Here is a 17,670-nt window from a genome sequence, read left to right as displayed (position 1 = left end):
CCCTCCCCGCGGTCCCCTGCCCGCTACAGGGCCCTGATGTCGCCCGGGGAGAGGCGCGGGGCCCGGCGGGGCGGGGTGCGGCCGCTGAGGAGGATCAGGCGGGCGGCGCGGTGGCGCTGGCCCGCGTAGGGGGCCAGGAGCTCCAGCATGGCCGCGTCGTCGGCCGTGCGGTCGCCCGCCAGGGCCCAGCCGACGATGCCGGGCAGGTGCAGGTCGCCCGTGGTGACCTCGTCCGGGGCGCCGTTGCTGCGCTGGATCGTCTCCGCGGAGGTCCAGGGGCCGATGCCGGGGATCAGCTCCAGGCGGCGCCGGGCCTCCGGGGGCTCCATGAGCGCCGCCTCCTCCAGGCGGGGAGCCACCCGTGCGGCGCGGACGATCGTGGCCGCGCGCTTGTCGTCGACGTTCGCCCGGTGCCACTCCCAGGACGGGATGCGGGCCCAGGCGCGGGCGTCCGGCATCACGTGGAGGCCCTCGGGGGCCGGGCCCGGGGCCGGTTCGCCGAACCGGCGGACCAGGTCGCGCCAGGAGCCGTACGCCTCCGTCGTGGTGACCTTCTGCTCCAGGACGGACGGGATCAGGGACTCCAGGACCAGACACGTACGGGTGAGGCGGAGGCCGGGGCGGCGCCGGTGGGTCGCCAGGAGGAGCTTGTGGCGGGGGACGAAGGCGGCGGGATCGTCCTCGGCGCCGAGGAGGGCCGGGAGCCGGGCGTCGAGCCAGCCCGCGCCGGGGCCGTACGTGTCGGCCGTGACCCCGTCCGCGTGCGCCCGGACGCGGACCGTGCCCGGCCCCTCCGGGGTGCGGCTGGCGCGCCAGACCGAGCCGTCGTCGGTGACGCGGAAGGTCGGGTCGTACGGGCCCCTGCGGAGGGGGCCGAGGGTGAGGCCGAGGTCCAGCGGCCCGAGGCCGTCGTCCCGCGGGACGTCCGTGTCGCCGCCGCGCGTGGTGGTGCGGGTGGGTCGTGGTACGAAGCGGCCGGCCATGCGTATGAGCGTAGCCGGGGTGGGGCACGGGCGCGGGGGGCGCGGCCGCGGCCGGCGGAGGCACCCGCCGGGGTGCCGTTCCGTCGTGTCCACGACGGAACGGCGGTGTCCGGCTACTGGTCCGAGCTGAAGCGGACCGTGCCCGCGGGGAGGGTGGCGTCGCACCAGATGCGGATGCCGTCGCGGAGCTCGTTGTCGGGGCCCACGTGGGCGCCGTCGCCGATGACCGCGCCCGTCAGGACGGAGCGGGCGCCGATGCGGGCGCCCGCGCCTATGAGGGAGTCGGTGATCACCGCGCCGGGCTCGACGACCGCGCCGGCGAGGAGGGTCGAGCCGGTGACGCGCGCGCCCTCGCCCACCGTGGCGTTCGCGCCGACCACCGTGCCGCCGGTGAGCTTCGCGTCGGGGGCGACCCGGGCGGAGGGGAGGACGAGGCGGTCGCCGCAGCGGCCGGGGACGGCCGGCGAGGGGGCGCGGCCGAGGACCAGGTCGGCGGAGCCGCGGACGAACGCCTGCGGGGTGCCGAGGTCCAGCCAGTAGGTGGAGTCGACCATGCCCTGGAGGTGGGCGCCGGAGGCCAGCAGCTCCGGGAAGGTCTCGCGCTCGACGGAGACCGGGCGGCCGGTGGGGATCGAGTCGATGACCGAGCGGCGGAAGACGTACGCGCCGGCGTTGATCTGGTCGGTGACGATCTCCTCCGGGGTCTGCGGCTTCTCCAGGAAGGCCGTCACCCGGCCCGTCCCGTCCGTCGGGACCAGGCCGAAGGCGCGGGGGTCCTCGACGCGGGTGAGGTGGAGCGAGACGTCCGCGCCGGAGTCGGCGTGGGTGGCCACCAGGGCGCGGATGTCGAGGCCGGTGAGGATGTCCCCGTTGAAGATCAGGACCGGGTCGTCGGGGCCCGAGTGGAGGCGCGAGGCGACGTTGCGTATCGCGCCTCCGGTGCCCAGCGGTTCCTCCTCCGTCACGTACTCCAGGCTCAGGCCGAGGTCGGAGCCGTCGCCGAAGTGCGGTTCGAAGACCTCGGCGAGGTAGGAGGTGGCGAGCACGATGTGCTCGACGCCGGCGGCCTTGGCCCGGGCCAGCTGGTGCGTCAGGAAGGGGACGCCCGCCGCCGGGACCATGGGCTTGGGCGTGTTGACCGTGAGCGGTCGCAGCCGTGTGCCCTTGCCACCGACCAGGAGGATCGCTTCTGTCACCTGTCGTCTCTGCTTCCTGTTCGGGGCCGGTCAGCGCGCCCGTCTCGGTCGTCCGTGCGATATGACCGGTCAGTTTATGCAGATGGTTGCCTCCCTGCCCCCATCAGCTCCGTCCCTGGTACTTCGCCGAGGAGGTGCGCGCGGTTCCGAGCTTGCCGTACAGACGGCCTCCGGGACACTCCGTGGCGAATCCGTCACGGTGTCCGGCGATGGCGTTGAAGCGGACCTGCTTGCCCTTCGCGTAGAGGTTGCCGCCGCCGGAGACGAGGGTCACGGTGCCCTTGGGGTTGATGGCGTGGAGCCCGAGTTTCCAGGCCGTCAGGCGGGCGACGGCGGTCACGACGGCGGCCGGCGGGGTGCTGCTGGTGAAGGTGCCGAGGACGGCGACGCCCATGCTGTTGGTGTTGAAGCCGAGGGTGTGCGCGCCGAGGACCGGTTTGGCCACTCCCCCGGCCCGGCCTTCGTAGATGTTTCCGCACTTGTCGACGGCGAAGTTGTAGCCGAAGTCACGCCATCCGCTGCTCTTCACGTGGTACCGGTAGATACTGCGCAGGACGGAGGGTGCCTGGCCGCACGTGTAGTTGTTGCCGGTGGCGCTGTGGTGGACGAAGGCCGCCTTGATCGTCTTGGTGTAGACGAAGCCCTTCTCGCGGATCGTCTCGTCGGCGCCCCAGCCCTTGCGGGTGATGATCTTGGGGCGGGGGCCGATGTAGGGCTGCTTCGGTGCCGCCTGGGCGGCGGCCTCGCGGGCGAGTTCCTGCTGGACCACCGCTTCCTGGGTGATCTCCTTCCGGACGATCTCCTTCTGGATGGGCGCCCCGTGGACCTCGTCGAGGCCCGTCTCCGGGAGGGTGTCCGGGATCGCGGTGGCGCCGTACGGGGCCAGCGCGCTGTTCACGCCGGTCGCGGCGGCCTCCGCGGCGGTCAGGGCGGCCGGCGGGGCCATCACCCGGGAGCCGGGGGCCGGGGCCGCCGGTTCCTCGCCCGGGTCGACGAGTTCGAGGTGGAGTCCGGCCGGCAGCGGCGCGGTCGCCCCGTCCGCCTCCGTCCTCTCCGCGCGTACGCGGATCTCGACGCCGTCCGAGTCGCCCACCCAGAGCGGGGCGGTGGAGCCGCGGAGGGTGCCGGCGGCGCCCTCGGCCGTGCCGGGGTCGGCCCCGTGCTCGTCGTTGTGGGTCTCCACGTCCTGCCAGTCCGACCAGACGCCGTCGGCGGCGGCCCGGGTGCGGACCTGGACGGTGCCGTGCAGGACGGCCGTCGGGTCGTCCCAGACCACGCCGACGAGCGAGAAGGGTCTGACGTCTCTTCGGGCCAGGCCCTGCTCCGGCGCGGCGCCGGGATCGGATCCGAAGGAACGGACGGAGGTGCCCAGCGGACGGAGCGGCAGGGACTGGGTGGAGCCCGGCAGCTCGTCCTGGGCCGGTGGCAGGGCGGCCGCCGCCGCACGCGCGGTGGCCGTCGCGGGGGCGGCGAGGGTGACCGGCAGGGCGAGCGCGGTCGCACAGGCGACGGCGATCGAGGAGGCGAGTGAGGCACGCATGGCCCGATCGTGGGCGGCGGGGTGGGAGCGGCGCGCGCCGGGAGCCGGACGGCCCGTCAGGCCGACCGGAGGACCCCGTCACCGGAACGGCCCAGGGCGGCGCGTGGGCCCGCGTACCCTGTGCGGCGTGAACGCCAGCGACCGCACCCCCGCCGACCTGCTGCGATCCGCGCTCGCCGCGGACCCCGCCCGCCCTCTGGTCACCTACTACGACGACGCCACCGGTGAACGGGTGGAATTGTCCGTCGCCACCTTCGCCAATTGGGTGGCGAAGACGGCCAATCTGCTCCAGGGCGAACTGTCCGCCGGACCCGGCGACCGGCTCGCGCTGCTGCTGCCCGCGCACTGGCAGACCGCCGTCTGGCTGCTCGCCTGTTCTTCCGTCGGAGTGACGGCCGAGGTGGGCGGCGATCCGGCCGGCGCCGACCTCGTGGTGGCGGGTCCGGAGACGCTGGAGGCGGGCCGCGCCTGTTCCGGGGAGCGGATCGCGCTCTCCCTGGCGCCGCTGGGGCGCCGCTTCCCGGCCGCGCCGGCGGGATACGCGGACTACGCGGTCGAGGTACCGGGCCAGGGTGACCGCTTCGCCCCGTTCGTCCCGGTCGACGCGGACGCTCCGGCCCTCGTCGTCGACGGTACGGAACGCAGTGGCGCGCAGCTCGTCGAACAGGCGCGGCTGGACGCCGTGCAGCTCGGGCTCGGCCCCGGCTCGCGACTGCTGTCCGGGCTGCCGTACGACGGCTGGGAGGGGCTGTCGGCCGGGCTGTACGCGCCGCTGGCCGCGGGCGGCTCCGTGGTGCTGTGCCGGAACACGGCCGAACTGGCCCCGGAGGCGCTGGAGAAGCGCATCGAGAGCGAGCGGGTCACGGCCACCGCGCTCTGACGGACGGGCGCGCCGGGGGGCCGCAGCGGGTCCCCCGGGTGTGTCCGGTGCACCCGTTCGGCCGATCGACCCGCCGCGTACCCGCGACCGTGCGGCGAGTCCGGTACATGATCGGCCCGGGGGGAGTCGTCTCCTCCGTACAACCCCGTGTCGGGTCCGGCCGTCTCCCTTGTGCGAACGCCGGGCGCCCGACGCGCCCGAGACGCCTCGAAGGACGGACGACGACGTGACGGACCGCGCTGGCACGCCCGCCGAACCGGACCCCGAACCGGCGCCGGAACCGACCCCGGACGACGGGACGGAGCGGACGCCGGACGGCGCGGACGCGCCTGCCGCGGACGCGCCTGCCGGGGACGCGCCTGCCGGCGGCGAGTCTCCCGGGGAGGGCGCCGGGGAGGACGCCTCCGGGAACGACGACGCCGGGGACGCCTCCGGGCCGCGCCGGCACTGGCTGCGGTGGACCGCCCTCGGCGTCTCGGTCGTGCTGCTCGGCGCGGCCGGGACCGGCTGGTGGTTCTACCGGAAGCTCGACGACAACATCACCACGGACACCACCGCCGCCGACGAGCTGCGGCGGTACGAGAAGGAGCGCCCCACGGCCGTCGTGACGGCCGCGCAGAACATCCTCCTCATCGGCTCGGACACCCGCTCCGGCGAGGGGAACCGCAAGTACGGCCGGGACAAGGGCACCCAGCGCTCGGACACCGTGATCCTGCTGCACCTGGCGGCCGACGAGTCGAGCGCGACGGCCGTGTCGATCCCCCGCGACCTGATGGTGACGATCCCGAGCTGCGCCAGGACCGAGGGCGGCCGGACGCGGGAGCGGCTGGCGCAGTTCAACTGGGCCTTCGAGTGGGGCGGGACGGCGTGCACGATCCGTACCGTCGAGAAGCTGACCGGGATCCGGGTCGACCACCACATGGTCATCGACTTCCGGGGCTTCAAGAAGATGGTGGACGCGGTGGACGGCGTCGAGGTCTGCCTGAAGGAGCCGGTGAACGACAGCGACGCCAAGCTGAGGCTGCCGGCGGGCCGCCAGACGCTCGACGGGGAGCAGGCGCTGGGCTTCGTCCGGGCCCGCAAGTCGCTGGGGAACGGCAGCGACACCGAGCGGATGGACCGGCAGCAGATGTTCCTGGGCGCGCTGGTGAACAAGGTGCAGAGCGACGGGGTGCTGCTGAACCCGACGAAGCTGTACCCGGTGCTGGACGCGGCCACGAAGTCCCTCACGACGGACCCGGGGCTGGACTCGCTGCGGGACCTGTACGACCTGGCGCGGACGATGCGGGCGATCCCGACGGAGAAGGTGCAGTTCCTGACGGTGCCGCGCCGCCCGTACACGTACAACGCGAACAGGGACGAACTGGTGCAACCTGCCGCGAGTGAACTCTTCCGCCAACTCCGGGAGGACAAACCGGTTCTCGTGAAGAAACCGGAACCGGAAGAGGGTGCCGGCGCATCCTCCGACGGGAAGCCGGACGACGCGGGGTCGCCCGCGCCGACCGCGACGCCCACCTTCACCGGGCGCAACGCGGCGGAGGGGGTGTGCTCCTAGAGGGCGGAGGGGCCGTTGGGTAAAGGGGGACCCAAGGGTGGGAGAGGGGCCGATGTGGTTTGGGCAAATTGCCCAGTTGTAAGGGGCGTGGAATTTGTCACTGACGTCGCCCCGCGCTGAACTGGGCGGATAGTGTGACGCGATCCGGTGCACCCCGACCGCGTGGTCGCACTCAGCCAAGGATCGAACGACCGAGTGGCGCCGACAGGGGGAGGCGCCCCGCGTGGCACCGACGGAGGACAGGAACCGTGGACGCGCACAGCCGTGGACGGGCGGACGAGATCGACCCCGCCGACCAGTGGGTGCTCAACCCGCAGACCGGCAACTACGAACTGCGACTGGACCACTCCGCTGGGCAGTCGCCGATCGATGGTTCCCACCCCGGTGCCGGCAGGACCGGTGCCACAGGTTCCGGTACCCGCTCCGCCGCCCGGCCAACCGCCCCGGCCGAAGCTCCCGTTCCCGGCCAGCGGCGCCGCCGCTCGGCCGGCCAGGACGCCCCGGAGACCGAGCCCGGCACGGCCGGCGGCGGACGCGTACCGCCGCAGAGCCGCCGCAAGCCCAAGAAGGGCGCCGGCCGCAAGAAGAAGATCCTGCTGTGGACCGGCGGCACCATGGCCTTCGTCCTCGTGGGCGGCGCGGTCGGCGTGTACGCGCTCTACAGCAAGCTCAACGGCAACATCGGGGTCGTGGACGTCGGCGACGCCGCCGTGAAGACGACGTCGATGAAGGGGCCGCTCAACATCCTCGTCATCGGCAACGACGTCCGCACCGGCGAGGGCAACGAGACCTACGGCAACAAGGACAACGTCACCGGCCACGCGGACACGACGTTCCTCATCCACATCGCCGAGGACCGCACCAACGCCACGGCGATGAGCATCCCCCGCGACCTCAAGATCGAGATCCCGGAGTGCCCGACCAAGGTCGGCGAGACCACCAAGGTGATCCCCGGCTCGGTCGGCAAGACCAAGTTCAACGAGTCCTTCGGCGTCGAGGGCCGCGACCCCGGCTGCACCATGCGGACCATCACCCAGATGTCCGGCCTGCCGATCAACCACTTCATGATGGTCGACTTCAACGCCGTCAAGAAGCTGTCCACGGCCGTCGGCGGCGTGAAGGTCTGCCTCGCCAAGCCGATCCACGACAAGAACTACTCGAAGCTCAACCTCCCCGAGGGCGAGCACCGCGTCCAGGGCGAGCAGGCGCTGGCCTTCCTGCGGAACCGGCACGGTCTCGGCAACGAGAGCGACCTCGACCGCATCAAGCAGCAGCAGCAGTTCCTCGCCTCGATGATGCGCCAGCTCAAGGAGGACACCCTCGACAGCCCGACGCGGCTCCTCGAGGTGGCCAACGCGGCGACCGAGTCGCTCACCGTCGACAAGGGCATCGGCGACGCGATGAAGCTCACGTCCCTGGCGAAGGAACTCGCCAAGGTCGACCTGAAGAACATCACCTTCCTGACCGTGCCGGTGGTCGACAACCCCGACGAGCCGCCGAACAAGCGCGCCACCGTCGTCCTCGACCCCGTGAAGGCCCCCCAGGTCTTCAGCATGATCGAGCAGGACGTCTCCTTCACCGCGGTCAAGAAGAAGGAGGCCGACGCCAAGAAGGCGAAGGCCCAGGCACAGGCGAAGCTCCTCCAGGGCCCGAAGGCCCCGGCCGCCGAGGTCCGCGTCGACGTCTACAACGGCAGCGGCATCCAGGGCGCGGCCCAGGCGACCATCAACTGGCTCCAGAACGACGAGGGCGTGCTTCGCTCGACCAACAAGAGCAACGCCCCCGAGAAGGCGGCGAAGACCACGCTCAGCTACGCACCGAACCAGGCCGACCAGGCCCGCGCGCTCGCCGCGATGATGGGTCTGCCGGCCACCGCCCTCAAGCAGGGCACCACGGACGCCGGGGAGCGCGAGCCCATGACGCTCGTCCTCGGCGCCGATTTCAAGGGCGCGGGGGTGCCCATGACCGCTCCGACGAAGGCGCCGGACGTCGGTCAGGTAGAAGCGGACAAGAAGGTGTGCGCCCAGTGACCCGAGAACAGCGGGTTCCGGCGCGCCCTTGACGATGAGGGGACCTGGGGTGGGACAGAACAGCGTGCGACGGGAGGGGACGCAGCAGCCGAGCGTTCCGCACGCCCGAGATCATGGCTGGGACGACGAGCTGCACGGCGCCGGCGAGGCGACCGGGGCGGGCGGGACGGAGGACGCGGCCGGGGGGCCGGACCCGGCCGCCGCCACGGGCGGCCGCGCCGCGCGCCGGCGCGGGCCGGCCGGGAACACCGCCGATGACGCCGGCACGGCCGCGAACAGCGCCGGCGGTCGCGCCGCCGCGCGCAAGCAGGCCAAGAAGGCCGGCAAGCGGAAGGTGCTGCGCTGGTCGGCGATCGGCGTGGCGATCCTGGTCCTCGGGACCGCCGGCGCCGGATACGCGTACTACGAGCACCTGAACAGCAACATCCGCAGCGGTGGCCGCGCGGGCGGCGACAGCGGGGTGAAGAAGGCGGCGCCCAACGCGCTCGGGGACACCCCGCTGAACATCCTGCTCATCGGGTCGGACAGCCGGACGTCCGACGCGAACGTCGCGCTGGGCGGCGGCAAGGACCTCCGGGACGACAAGCCCCGGGCCGACGTGCAGATGCTGCTGCACGTCTCCGCCGACCGGCAGAACGCCTCCCTGATATCGATCCCGCGCGACACCGTCGTCCCCATCCCCGAGTGCAGGAGCGAGGACGGCAAGGAGACCTTCGCGGCCACCACGAACCAGCCCATCAACTCCACGCTCGCGCGCGGCGGTCCGGGCTGCACGCTCACCACCTGGGAGACCCTCACCGGCGTCTACATCGACCACTGGATGATGGTCGACTTCGCGGGCGTGGTGGCGATGGCCGACGAGGTCGGCGGCGTCCCCGTCTGCGTCACCACCGGCGTGCACGACAGGTCGACCGCCCGGGTCAAGGGCGGCTCCGGCCTCAAGCTGAAAGAGGGCACCACGGAGGTCAAGGGCGAGCAGGCCCTCCAGTGGCTGCGCACCCGGCACGCCTTCGGCAGCGACCAGAACCGCGCCAAGGCCCAGCACATGTACCTCAACGGCATGCTGAAGAAGCTCCAGCAGCAGAACGCCTGGACCGACACCGGCCGCCTGATGGGCCTGGCCGAGACCGGCACCAAGGCGCTCCAGGTCTCCGACGGGCTCGACACCGTGGCCAAGCTGTTCGACCTCGGCATGCAGCTCAAGAACGTGAAGGTGGACCGGCTGTCGACGGTCACCATCCCGACGGACCCCTATCCGCCGAACCCGGAGGCGTGGCTCCAGCCGAGGGCGACCGACGCCGAGAAGATCTGGGGCATGCTCCGGGACGACGTCGCCCTGGACAAGAACGGCGACAAGTCGCCCGCGAAGCCGAAGCCCCAGCCGACGGACGCGAAGCCGAAGCCGACGGCCGCCGCTCCCGCCTCCCTCGCCGTCACCGTCGTCAACGGCACCGCCGGGAACGACGAGCCGCCCGTCGAGGGCCGGGCCAAGGACATCGCCGCCGCGCTGTCCGGCAAGGGCTTCACCCAGGCCGGGACCTCCAAGGAGCCCAAGCCCAGCAAGGGCACGGTCGTCGCCTACCCGAAGGCGGCCGGCGACCAGGGCCGCGCGGACGGCGAGTCCGTGGCGAAGGCCCTCGGCCTGCCCGCCTCCACCGTCCGCGCGGACGCCACCGTCGAGAACATCACCCTCGTCGTCGGCGCCGACTGGCGCGAGGGCACCGCCTACGAGGCGCCGAAGCGGACGGCCGGCGACCTGCCGGAGGGCGCGAGCGACAAGGCGAAGTGCATGGAGGTGTACTCGGTCTACCGCTGGGACGGCGTGAGCTGAGCCGGCGCGACGGCACGACGGCGACGGCCGGGCTCCTCGTGGTGAGGGGCCCGGCCGTCGGCGTGGGGACGGGGTGGGGTCAGACCGTCTCGGTCTCGCCCCGCTTCACCGCCGGACGGCGGCTGGCGATGACCTTCTTCGCGAGGGCCCTGGGGCTGGTGAGGAAGCCGAAGCCCCAGGACATGTGCATGGTGGCCAGGGCCAGCGGGATCTGGACGCGGGCCTTCGGGGAGAGGCCCTTGCCCGCGGGGATCGAGCCGGCGGTGATCGCGGCGAGGTAGCCGGCCGGGATCACGAAGCCGATCGGGGTGACGGCGGCTCCGACGACGAGGCCCGCGGCGATGGCGCAGACGGCGACCGGCGGGGCGAGGTAGCGGAGGTTGATGGAGCCGGCGTGGTAGCGGGCCACCACGTGGCGCCAGCGGCCGTAGTCCTTGTACTGCTTGGCCAGGGCCCTGACCGAGGGGCGCGGGCGGTACTGGACGCGCAGCTCCGGCGAGAACCAGATGAGGCCGCCGGCCTCGCGGATGCGGAAGTTCAGCTCCCAGTCCTGGGCGCGGATGAACTCCACGTTGTAGCCGCCCTGCTGTTCCAGGGCCTCGCGGCGGAAGACGCCGAGGTAGACGGTCTCGGCGGGGCCGGCCGCTCCACCGGTGTGGAAGGCCGCGTTGCCGACGCCGATCTTCGAGGTCATCGCGGCGGCGACCGCGTCCTCCCAGGCGTTCTCGCCCTCGGCGTGCATGATGCCGCCGACGTTCTGCGCGCCGGTCTCCTGCAGGAGGCGGACGGCGGTGGCGATGTAGTCGGGCGACAGCATCCCGTGGCCGTCGACGCGCACCACGATCGGGTGGCGGGACGCCTGGATCGCCGCGTTGAGCGCGGCGGGGGTGCGGCCGGTGGGATTGGGCACGGTGTGGACCCGGGGGTCTTCCCGGACCAGTTCGGCGGCGATCTCGTCGGTGCGGTCCGTGGACGGACCCAGCGCGATCACCACCTCCATCTCGCCGTCGTACTCCTGCTCCAGGATGTGGCGGACCGAGTTGCGCAGATGCCGCTCCTCATTGAGGACCGGCATGATCACGGATACGGGGGGCGTGGCGTTCATCAACGGGCCACGTTACCGCGAATGGGGGACACCGGCGCGCGCCACCGGGGGCGATGGCCCTACCGGCTCATCGTATGGGCCTACGGTGCTCACGGTCCCCCTGTCCCACCCGCGGAGGTGTCCGTCCGTGCCCACACCGCCCCGCACGCCCCGTCCGCCCCGCACGCGCGGCACGGCCGGCCGGCCGCCGGTTCCCCGGCGCGGCGGCCGTCCCGCCCCGGCGCGGCGGCCACGGCGGCGGCCCCGCTGGGGGCTGCGGATGGCGACCGCGCTGTCCGTGGTGGTGCTGGCGGCCGGCGGGATCGGGCACGCGGTCGTCACAGGACTGGACACCGGGATCACCCGGGTGGACCCGTTCAAGGACATGAAGAACCGGCCCCAGGCGGGCACCGGCATGAACGTGCTGGTCGTCGGCACCGACGGGCGCGACCGGATCACGCCCGAGGAGAAGAGGAAGTACCGGCTCGGCGGGGCGCCCTGCCGCTGCACGGACACCGTGCTGCTGGTGCACATCTCGGAGGACCGGGAGCGGGCGAGCGTCGTCTCGCTGCCCCGGGACTCGTACACCGAGCTGCCCGAGCACACCGACCAGAACAGCGGCGAGAAGCACCGGGCGCATCCGGTGAAGCTGAACGCCGCCTACTCCGAGGGCGGGCCCGCGCTGACCGTGCGGACGGTGGAGGCGATGACCCGGGTCAAGATCGACCACTACCTGGAGGTCGACTTCACCAGCTTCATGCGGACCGTGGACGCGGTCGGCGGGGTGCAGATCTGCACGACGAAGCCGCTGAAGGACACCTACACGGGGCTGCGGCTGGCGGCCGGCACGCACGAGCTGGACGGCGGGCAGGCGCTCCAGTACGTGCGTTCCCGGCACATCGACGGGGCCGCCGACATCGGGCGGATGCAGCGGCAGCAGAAGTTCCTGGCGGCGCTGGTGGACCGGCTGACCAGCGGCGGGGTGCTGTTCAACCCGGTGCGGTTCCGGGAGGTGGCGACGACGCTGCTCGGCTCGGTGCGGGCCGACGAGGAGTTCGGCACGGACCAGCTGCTGGCGCTCTCGAAGGCGATGCGCGGCTTCACCCCGGCGTCCTCGGAGTTCGTGTCGGTGCCGATCGGGGACATGGACTTCCCGGTGAAGGGCGTCGGGTCGACGGTGAAGTGGGACGCGGGCAAGGCGCAGAAGCTGTTCGCGGCGGTGCGGGAGGACCGGCCGCTGGCCTCGCGGCCGGACGCGGCCGCCCCCGCCGCCGCGAAGGGGCCGGAGGCCACCGTCGTGGACGTGGCGCCGAGGACGATCCGGGTGCAGGTCTACAACGGGACCCGGATCGACGGGCTGGGGCGGAAGGTGGACGACGCGCTGCGGGGCACGGGCTTCGACACGACGCGGACGCCGATGACGGGGCCGGGCCCGGCGCGGACGCGGACGCTGGTGGAGTACGACCCCCGCTGGGACCGGTCCGCGAAGACCCTGGCCGCCGCCCTGCCGGGGGCCGAGATGAAGGCCGTGCCGGGGCGGGGCGGGACGCTGCGGGTGACCGTGGGGTCGCGGTACGAGGGGGTCACGGCGGTACGGGCCGAGGCCGCGCCCGCGCGGGGGCCGTTCGAGGCGGTGACCGGGGACCAGGTGGTGTGCCCGTAGGGGGCGGGTCCGCGGACGGGTGCGGCGGGCGGCGGCCCGCCGCGGGGGTCAGTCCTCGTACCCGTCGGCGGCGCGGCGCTCGCGCAGTTCCTTGATGGCCTGGCGGCGGGCCAGGCGGTGGGTGCGGCGGATCTGGGCCTCCTGGTAGCGGCGCTTGTCCTGCTCGGTCTCCGGGACGACCGGGGGGACCGTGCGCGGCTTGCCGTCGCCGTCCACCGCGGCGAAGACGAGGTAGGCGGAGCCGACCTGGGTCGCCGGGGTGGTGTCGTTCCAGCGCTCGGCCATGACGCGTACGCCGACCTCCATGGAGGAGCGGCCGGTCCAGTTCACCTGGGCCTTCACGTGGAGGAGGTCGCCGACGCGGACCGGCTCCAGGAAGGCCATCTCGTCCATGGAGGCGGTCACGGCCGGGCCGCCGGAGTGGCGGCCCGCGACGGCGCCCGCCGCGTCGTCCACCAGCTTCATGATCACGCCGCCGTGCACCGTGCCGAGGAGGTTGGTGTCGTGGCTGGTCATGATGTGGCTGAGGGTGGTGCGGGAGGCCGAAGTGGGCTTGCCCGGGATGTCGCCCTGATCTGTCATGTCCTCCACCTTATGCCGGGTATCGGCGTTGTCCGCTTTGCATCAGCTTCGCAACAGCACCGGTCCTATTTTCCACCCGGCCTGTCGCCCGGAAAGCGGAGACCGGCACACTGGTCCGCATGAATGAGTGGCCTGAGCAGCCCGAGGGCGCCCGCCCCATGCGGCACGTACAGCGACGACCGCAGGGACAGCAGTCCCCGCAGTACCAGCAGGGGTACGACCAGGGACAGGCGTACAACCCGAACTTCACTCAGGCGCAGGCCACGGGGTACGACTCCGGGTACAGCACCGGACAGGTCTACGGCTCCCCGCAGGACGGCGGGCACGGCGGTCCGGGGGGACCCGCCGGCCCCGGCGGTCCCGGCTCCCGCCCCACCGGTCCCGCTCCGGACTGGCGCAAGCGGATCAAGATCGGGTCGATCGTGCTGGTCGTCGGCGTCCTCGCGTGGGGCATCGGCACCTACGCCTGGGCCAGTTCGCAGATGCGCAACGAGGTCGACCTCTCCAAGGTCATCGAGCGGCCGGCCGAGGGCGACTGCACGACGTACCTGATCGTCGGCTCCGACAGCCGCGAGGGCATGTCGGCCGAGGAGAAGAAGAAGCTGCACACCGGTTCCGCGGAGGGCAAGCGGACCGACTCGATGATGATCCTCGCGGCCTGCTCCAGCGGGAACACGATGATCTCGCTGCCCCGTGACTCCTGGGTGACGATCCCGAACTTCGTCGGCTCCGAGTCCGGCAAGTCCTACCCGGCGCGCGGCGGCTCCAAGCTGAACGCGGCCTACGCGATGGACGGCCCCGAGCTGCTGGTCCGCACGGTGGAGTTCAACACCGGGCTGCGGATCGACCACTACGCCGAGATCGGCTTCGCCGGCTTCGCGAACATCGTGGACGCGCTCGGCGGCGTCGAGCTGAACATCGAGAAGGGCTTCAAGGACAAGAAGTCGGGCGCCGACTTCCAGGCCGGGAAGCAGACCCTCAACGGCGAGCAGGCCCTCGCCTTCGTCCGTACCCGCTACGCCTTCGCCGAGTCGGACCTCGCCCGGACCAAGAACCAGCAGAAGTTCCTGTCCGCGCTCGCCAACCAGGCGGCGACCCCGGGCACGATCCTCAACCCGTTCGCGCTCTACCCGACGCTCGGCGCCGGACTGGACACGCTGATCGTGGACAAGGACATGTCCCTGTACGACCTCGGCAAGATGTTCTTCGCGATGAAGGGCATCAGCGGCGGCGACGGGAAGTCGATGAACATGCCGATCGCGGGCAGCGCCCCGCAGGGCTCTCTCAAGTGGGACATGGCGAAGGTGAAACAGCTCGTCGAGCAGATCAAGAACGACGAGACGGTCACCGTGACGTCGGACCGCTGACGTACCATCCGGCCGGCACCCGCTGAGGGTGCCGGCCGTCGTCGTTGTCCGGCGTGAACGGCCGGCGCGCACAGCATCCAACGGGGAAACGGGGAGGTTTCACAGTGCCGTGGGACGAGTGGGAACAACTGAAGAGCGAGGCGGCCGGGCGCGAACCGACCGCGATGCGGCTGAACCAGGCCGCCGCGCCGGACGGGGGCGGCGGCTACTCGGACGACCTGAAGACGGACAAGAAGGCGTGGGCGAAGGCCGGCGACGGTGTCGTGGGCCTGAAGGAGGGCATCACGACCTCCCTGACCCAGCTGGACTCCGGACAGGCGGGTCTCGGGGAGACCGGCGGGATCCAGAGCGCGGCGGCCCAGAAGGAGCTGTACGAGTCCTGGAAGAAGTACGTGGGCGACGTGAGCGCGCGCTGTGACGCGCTGGGCGGGCTCCTGAAGGCGGCCGGGCACGACCTGGCCAAGACCGACGAGTCGGTCAAGCAGGAGATCGACGCGCTCGCGGCGAAGTACGGCGACACGGACGCCGTCGGCGGCCAGGCCAAGGAGAAGTGACCGCGGCCATGGACCTGAAGACGCTGCAGTCGTTCAAGCAGAACGAGTACGAGGACGCCGCCGACGGCTACCGGGCCGTCGGCGACATGGCGAGCGCGGCCAAGGACGCGGTCGACGGCCGGATCAGCGGGGGGCTCCGCCACGAGGTGAAGGGCGCGGCGGCGGACGCCGCGCTGGCCGAACTGAAGCTGCTGTCCGGCAACTTCCACTACGCGCAGACCGAGTGCGGTCTCGTGAGCACGGCCCTGAACGGCTTCGCCTTCGACGTCGGGGCGGCCAAGCGGAAGCTCGACGCGGCGCTCGCGGACGCGCAGGCCGGGGGCTGCACGGTGAACCCGGACGGTTCGGTCTCCTTCCCGGCGGGCTCGAAGCCCGGCGCGGAGAAGCCCGCCGACGCCGGCACGGTCACCGGCAGCGCGGGAGGCACCGACACCTCGGACGCCATCGAGCGCCAGGCGATCAACATCCACCCGAACCCGTACTACGGCCGGGCCCTCGACTACGCCAACCGCATCTCCGACGCGCTGAAGGAGGCGACCGACGCCGACGCCAAGTGGGCGCCGAAGCTGCGGGCGCTCAAGGCCGACGACGATCTGAAGGTGACGGACAAGGACTGGGCCGACACCCAGTCCGACATGGGCGGCGTCAACGACGCCGGCAAGACCTACCTGGAGTCGCTGCCGCAGCCGCCCGGGAAGGACGAGGGCCCGGACGCCAACGCCGCCTGGTGGAAGGGGCTCACCCCGGAGCAGCAGGAGGCGTGGCTCTCCCTGCGGCCCGCCACGGTGGGCGCCCTCGACGGGCTGCCGTCACCGGTGCGGGACGAGGCGAACCGGGTGGTCTTCGCGGAGACGCGCGCCCAGTACCAGATGGAGCTGAACTCCATCCCGAAGCCGCCGGCCAACGAGTGGACGTGGATCACCGCGGGCGGGTACCCGTCCAAGGTCCACACCGACGAGTGGATGGACTGGCACCGCAAGTACGGGGACAGGATCGATTTCCTGAACAACTCCCTGAAGGGCATGAACGCCATCCAGGACCGGTTCGACCGGACCGGCCAGGGCGGGCTGCCCGAGGCGTACCTCCTCGGTTTCGACACCAAGGGCCTCGACGACGGAAGGGTCATCCTCGCCAACGGGAACCCGGACACGGCCGACCACGTCGGCGTCTACGTCCCGGGTACGTTCGCGGGCATCGAGTCCATCGGCGACGGGGACGACCACGGGGACCTGGGCCGGGGGGACCGGCTCTGGGCCGAGAGCAACAAGTTCGCCCTCGGGCAGAACGTCTCCACGATCACCTGGCTCGACTACAACGCTCCGGACGGGATCTTCACCGAGGCGACGAAGGGGAAGTACGCGGAGGAGGGCGGCCCCCGCCTGTACGACTTCCTCCAGGGCAACAGGGCCGCCCAGGAGAACGCCGACGGCTCCCGCGCCCACACGACGGTCATGGGACACAGCTACGGCAGTACGGTCGTCGGTGTCTCGGCCCAGTCCGGCAGCTGGCAGGACGCGAAGGCGGTCGACGACTTCGTCTTCGTGGGCAGTCCCGGCGTGCAGGCCGACCGCGCCGCGGACCTCGGGGCCGGCGCCGACCACGTCTGGGCGATGGGCGGCCCCTGGGACGACCAGGGAGTGCGGCAGGGTGGTCGCCTGGTGGGTCTCGGCGACAACTGGACCATCCCGACGGACGAGAGGTTCGGCGGGAACATCATGAGAAGCGACTCGGACGGGCACTCGGGGTTCTGGGAGCCGGAGTCCCAGAGTCTGCGCAATCAGGGGGCCGTCATTGCCGGCCGATACGACAGGGTTGAGCTTGAGTAGGCGATTTTCGGCATTCGTTGCAGTAGTGGCGATCTGCGCGCTGGCAGTGGCGTGCACGGACGGAAGCGGGGCGACGGTGGAAGTGCGGGACAGCGCCACGGTGCGGGAGGACGTCGAGAAGACGTCCAGCCAGGTGATGGACATGCTGGCGCTGAAGGGGAAGACGACCGAGGCGGGAGCCATGGTCGCGCCGTGCGGCGGCTACGACGCCGACGAGCACGTCTACCGCGCCCGCCACCCGTGGAGCCTGTACGGCGTCCCCTTCTCCGAGATGGAGAAGGCGGTGGATCGGCTGCGGACCGAGCTGCCCAAGAACGGCTGGGTGATCGTGAAGGACGGGGTGGACGCCAGCAAGGCGCGCAGCCCGCAGATCGTCGCGGAGTCCGGCGGCCGCGCCTTCTCGGTCGACGTGCGCCTGCAGAAGGCGGGCGACACCGGCAACGCCCCGGCCTTCATCGAGGTCACGGTCGAGTCCGCCTGCTACCGATCGGAGTGAGCCGGCGGGCTCCGCGGCCCCCGGCTCTTCCGCCGGGGGCCGGGTAGCCGCGGGTCTCGGGTGGTTGAGGGCCATGACGATGC

14 protein-coding genes are annotated in these 17,670 nt (G+C 72.2%); 9 read left to right on the top strand and 5 right to left on the bottom strand.

The window, feature by feature from the left end; genetic code table 11:
- Window positions 1–23 precede the first annotated feature (23 nt).
- The 3 genes from ACFVU3_RS38480 to ACFVU3_RS38470 form a co-directional block, all read right to left on the bottom strand.
- Window positions 24–983, bottom strand: coding sequence for a DNA-3-methyladenine glycosylase family protein (locus ACFVU3_RS38480; RefSeq protein ID WP_390073446.1), 960 nt, complete (start codon window positions 981–983; stop codon window positions 24–26).
- A gap of 113 nt (window positions 984–1,096) precedes the next feature.
- Window positions 1,097–2,179: a sugar phosphate nucleotidyltransferase gene (locus ACFVU3_RS38475; RefSeq protein ID WP_390073445.1), complete on the bottom strand. Its 1,083-nt coding sequence runs from the start codon at window positions 2,177–2,179 to the stop codon at window positions 1,097–1,099.
- Window positions 2,180–2,282: 103 nt separating this feature from the next.
- Window positions 2,283–3,719: a peptidoglycan recognition protein gene (locus tag ACFVU3_RS38470; protein WP_390073444.1), complete on the bottom strand. Its 1,437-nt coding sequence runs from the start codon at window positions 3,717–3,719 to the stop codon at window positions 2,283–2,285.
- 127 nt (window positions 3,720–3,846) lie between these two features.
- Between ACFVU3_RS38470 and ACFVU3_RS38465 the strand changes: the two genes are divergently transcribed.
- From ACFVU3_RS38465 to ACFVU3_RS38450, 4 genes are all read left to right on the top strand, one after another.
- A complete protein-coding gene (locus ACFVU3_RS38465; protein WP_390073443.1) occupies window positions 3,847–4,599 on the top strand; it encodes a TIGR03089 family protein in 753 nt (250 codons plus the stop codon).
- Window positions 4,600–4,825: 226 nt separating this feature from the next.
- Entirely contained in the window at window positions 4,826–6,154 is a 1,329-nt protein-coding gene (locus ACFVU3_RS38460; RefSeq protein WP_390073442.1) for an LCP family protein, read from the top strand.
- A gap of 248 nt (window positions 6,155–6,402) precedes the next feature.
- Window positions 6,403–8,184 carry an LCP family protein gene (locus ACFVU3_RS38455; protein ID WP_390073441.1) on the top strand — a complete coding sequence of 594 codons (1,782 nt, stop codon included), beginning with the start codon at window positions 6,403–6,405 and terminating at the stop codon, window positions 8,182–8,184.
- Between the two features lie 49 nt (window positions 8,185–8,233).
- The gene (locus tag ACFVU3_RS38450) at window positions 8,234–10,015 is read left to right on the top strand and encodes an LCP family protein (protein ID WP_390073440.1); all 1,782 of its coding nucleotides are present in this window, start codon (window positions 8,234–8,236) and stop codon (window positions 10,013–10,015) included.
- Between the two features lie 79 nt (window positions 10,016–10,094).
- Here the strand turns inward: ACFVU3_RS38450 and ACFVU3_RS38445 are convergent, their stop codons facing one another.
- The gene (locus tag ACFVU3_RS38445) at window positions 10,095–11,120 is read right to left on the bottom strand and encodes a glycosyltransferase family 2 protein (RefSeq protein WP_390073439.1); all 1,026 of its coding nucleotides are present in this window, start codon (window positions 11,118–11,120) and stop codon (window positions 10,095–10,097) included.
- 253 nt (window positions 11,121–11,373) lie between these two features.
- On the opposite strand from ACFVU3_RS38445, the gene ACFVU3_RS38440 reads away from it, so the two are divergent.
- On the top strand, window positions 11,374–12,762 hold the full coding sequence (locus ACFVU3_RS38440; protein WP_390073459.1) for an LCP family protein: 1,389 nt from the start codon (window positions 11,374–11,376) through the stop codon (window positions 12,760–12,762).
- 48 nt (window positions 12,763–12,810) lie between these two features.
- Here the strand turns inward: ACFVU3_RS38440 and ACFVU3_RS38435 are convergent, their stop codons facing one another.
- Complete coding sequence (locus ACFVU3_RS38435; protein ID WP_390073438.1) at window positions 12,811–13,344, bottom strand: acyl-CoA thioesterase; 534 nt, start codon at window positions 13,342–13,344, stop codon at window positions 12,811–12,813.
- Between the two features lie 119 nt (window positions 13,345–13,463).
- Here ACFVU3_RS38435 and ACFVU3_RS38430 point away from each other — a divergent pair, with 119 nt between their 5' ends.
- The 4 genes from ACFVU3_RS38430 to ACFVU3_RS38415 all read left to right on the top strand — a co-directional run bounded on the left by ACFVU3_RS38430 (window position 13,464) and on the right by ACFVU3_RS38415 (window position 17,587).
- A complete protein-coding gene (locus ACFVU3_RS38430) occupies window positions 13,464–14,711 on the top strand; it encodes an LCP family protein (RefSeq protein ID WP_390073437.1) in 1,248 nt (415 codons plus the stop codon).
- A gap of 104 nt (window positions 14,712–14,815) precedes the next feature.
- Window positions 14,816–15,265, top strand: a complete 450-nt coding sequence (locus ACFVU3_RS38425; RefSeq protein ID WP_390073436.1) for a hypothetical protein — start codon at window positions 14,816–14,818, stop codon at window positions 15,263–15,265.
- Window positions 15,266–15,273: 8 nt separating this feature from the next.
- Complete coding sequence (locus ACFVU3_RS38420) at window positions 15,274–17,091, top strand: alpha/beta hydrolase (RefSeq protein ID WP_390073435.1); 1,818 nt, start codon at window positions 15,274–15,276, stop codon at window positions 17,089–17,091.
- Between the two features lie 76 nt (window positions 17,092–17,167).
- Entirely contained in the window at window positions 17,168–17,587 is a 420-nt protein-coding gene (locus ACFVU3_RS38415) for a hypothetical protein (protein ID WP_390073434.1), read from the top strand.
- The last annotated feature ends 83 nt before the right edge of the window (window positions 17,588–17,670 follow it).

This window comes from Streptomyces sp. NPDC058052 (assembly GCF_042885515.1).
Classification (GTDB): domain Bacteria; phylum Actinomycetota; class Actinomycetes; order Streptomycetales; family Streptomycetaceae; genus Streptomyces.
The sequence above is the reverse complement of the archived record's forward strand: the minus strand, read 5'-3'. Positions and strand labels throughout refer to the sequence as shown.

Bases quoted from the DNA above. Each gene is read 5' to 3' on its own strand.
- ACFVU3_RS38480 (WP_390073446.1), bottom strand. From the start codon at position 983: ATGGCCGGCCGCTTCGTACCACGACCCACCCGCACCACCACGCGCGGC.
- ACFVU3_RS38470 (WP_390073444.1), bottom strand. From the start codon at position 3,719: ATGCGTGCCTCACTCGCCTCCTCGATCGCCGTCGCCTGTGCGACCGCG.
- ACFVU3_RS38445 (WP_390073439.1), bottom strand. From the start codon at position 11,120: ATGAACGCCACGCCCCCCGTATCCGTGATCATGCCGGTCCTCAATGAG.
- ACFVU3_RS38435 (WP_390073438.1), bottom strand. From the start codon at position 13,344: ATGACAGATCAGGGCGACATCCCGGGCAAGCCCACTTCGGCCTCCCGC.
- ACFVU3_RS38430 (WP_390073437.1), top strand. From the start codon at position 13,464: ATGAATGAGTGGCCTGAGCAGCCCGAGGGCGCCCGCCCCATGCGGCAC.
- ACFVU3_RS38420 (WP_390073435.1), top strand. From the start codon at position 15,274: ATGGACCTGAAGACGCTGCAGTCGTTCAAGCAGAACGAGTACGAGGAC.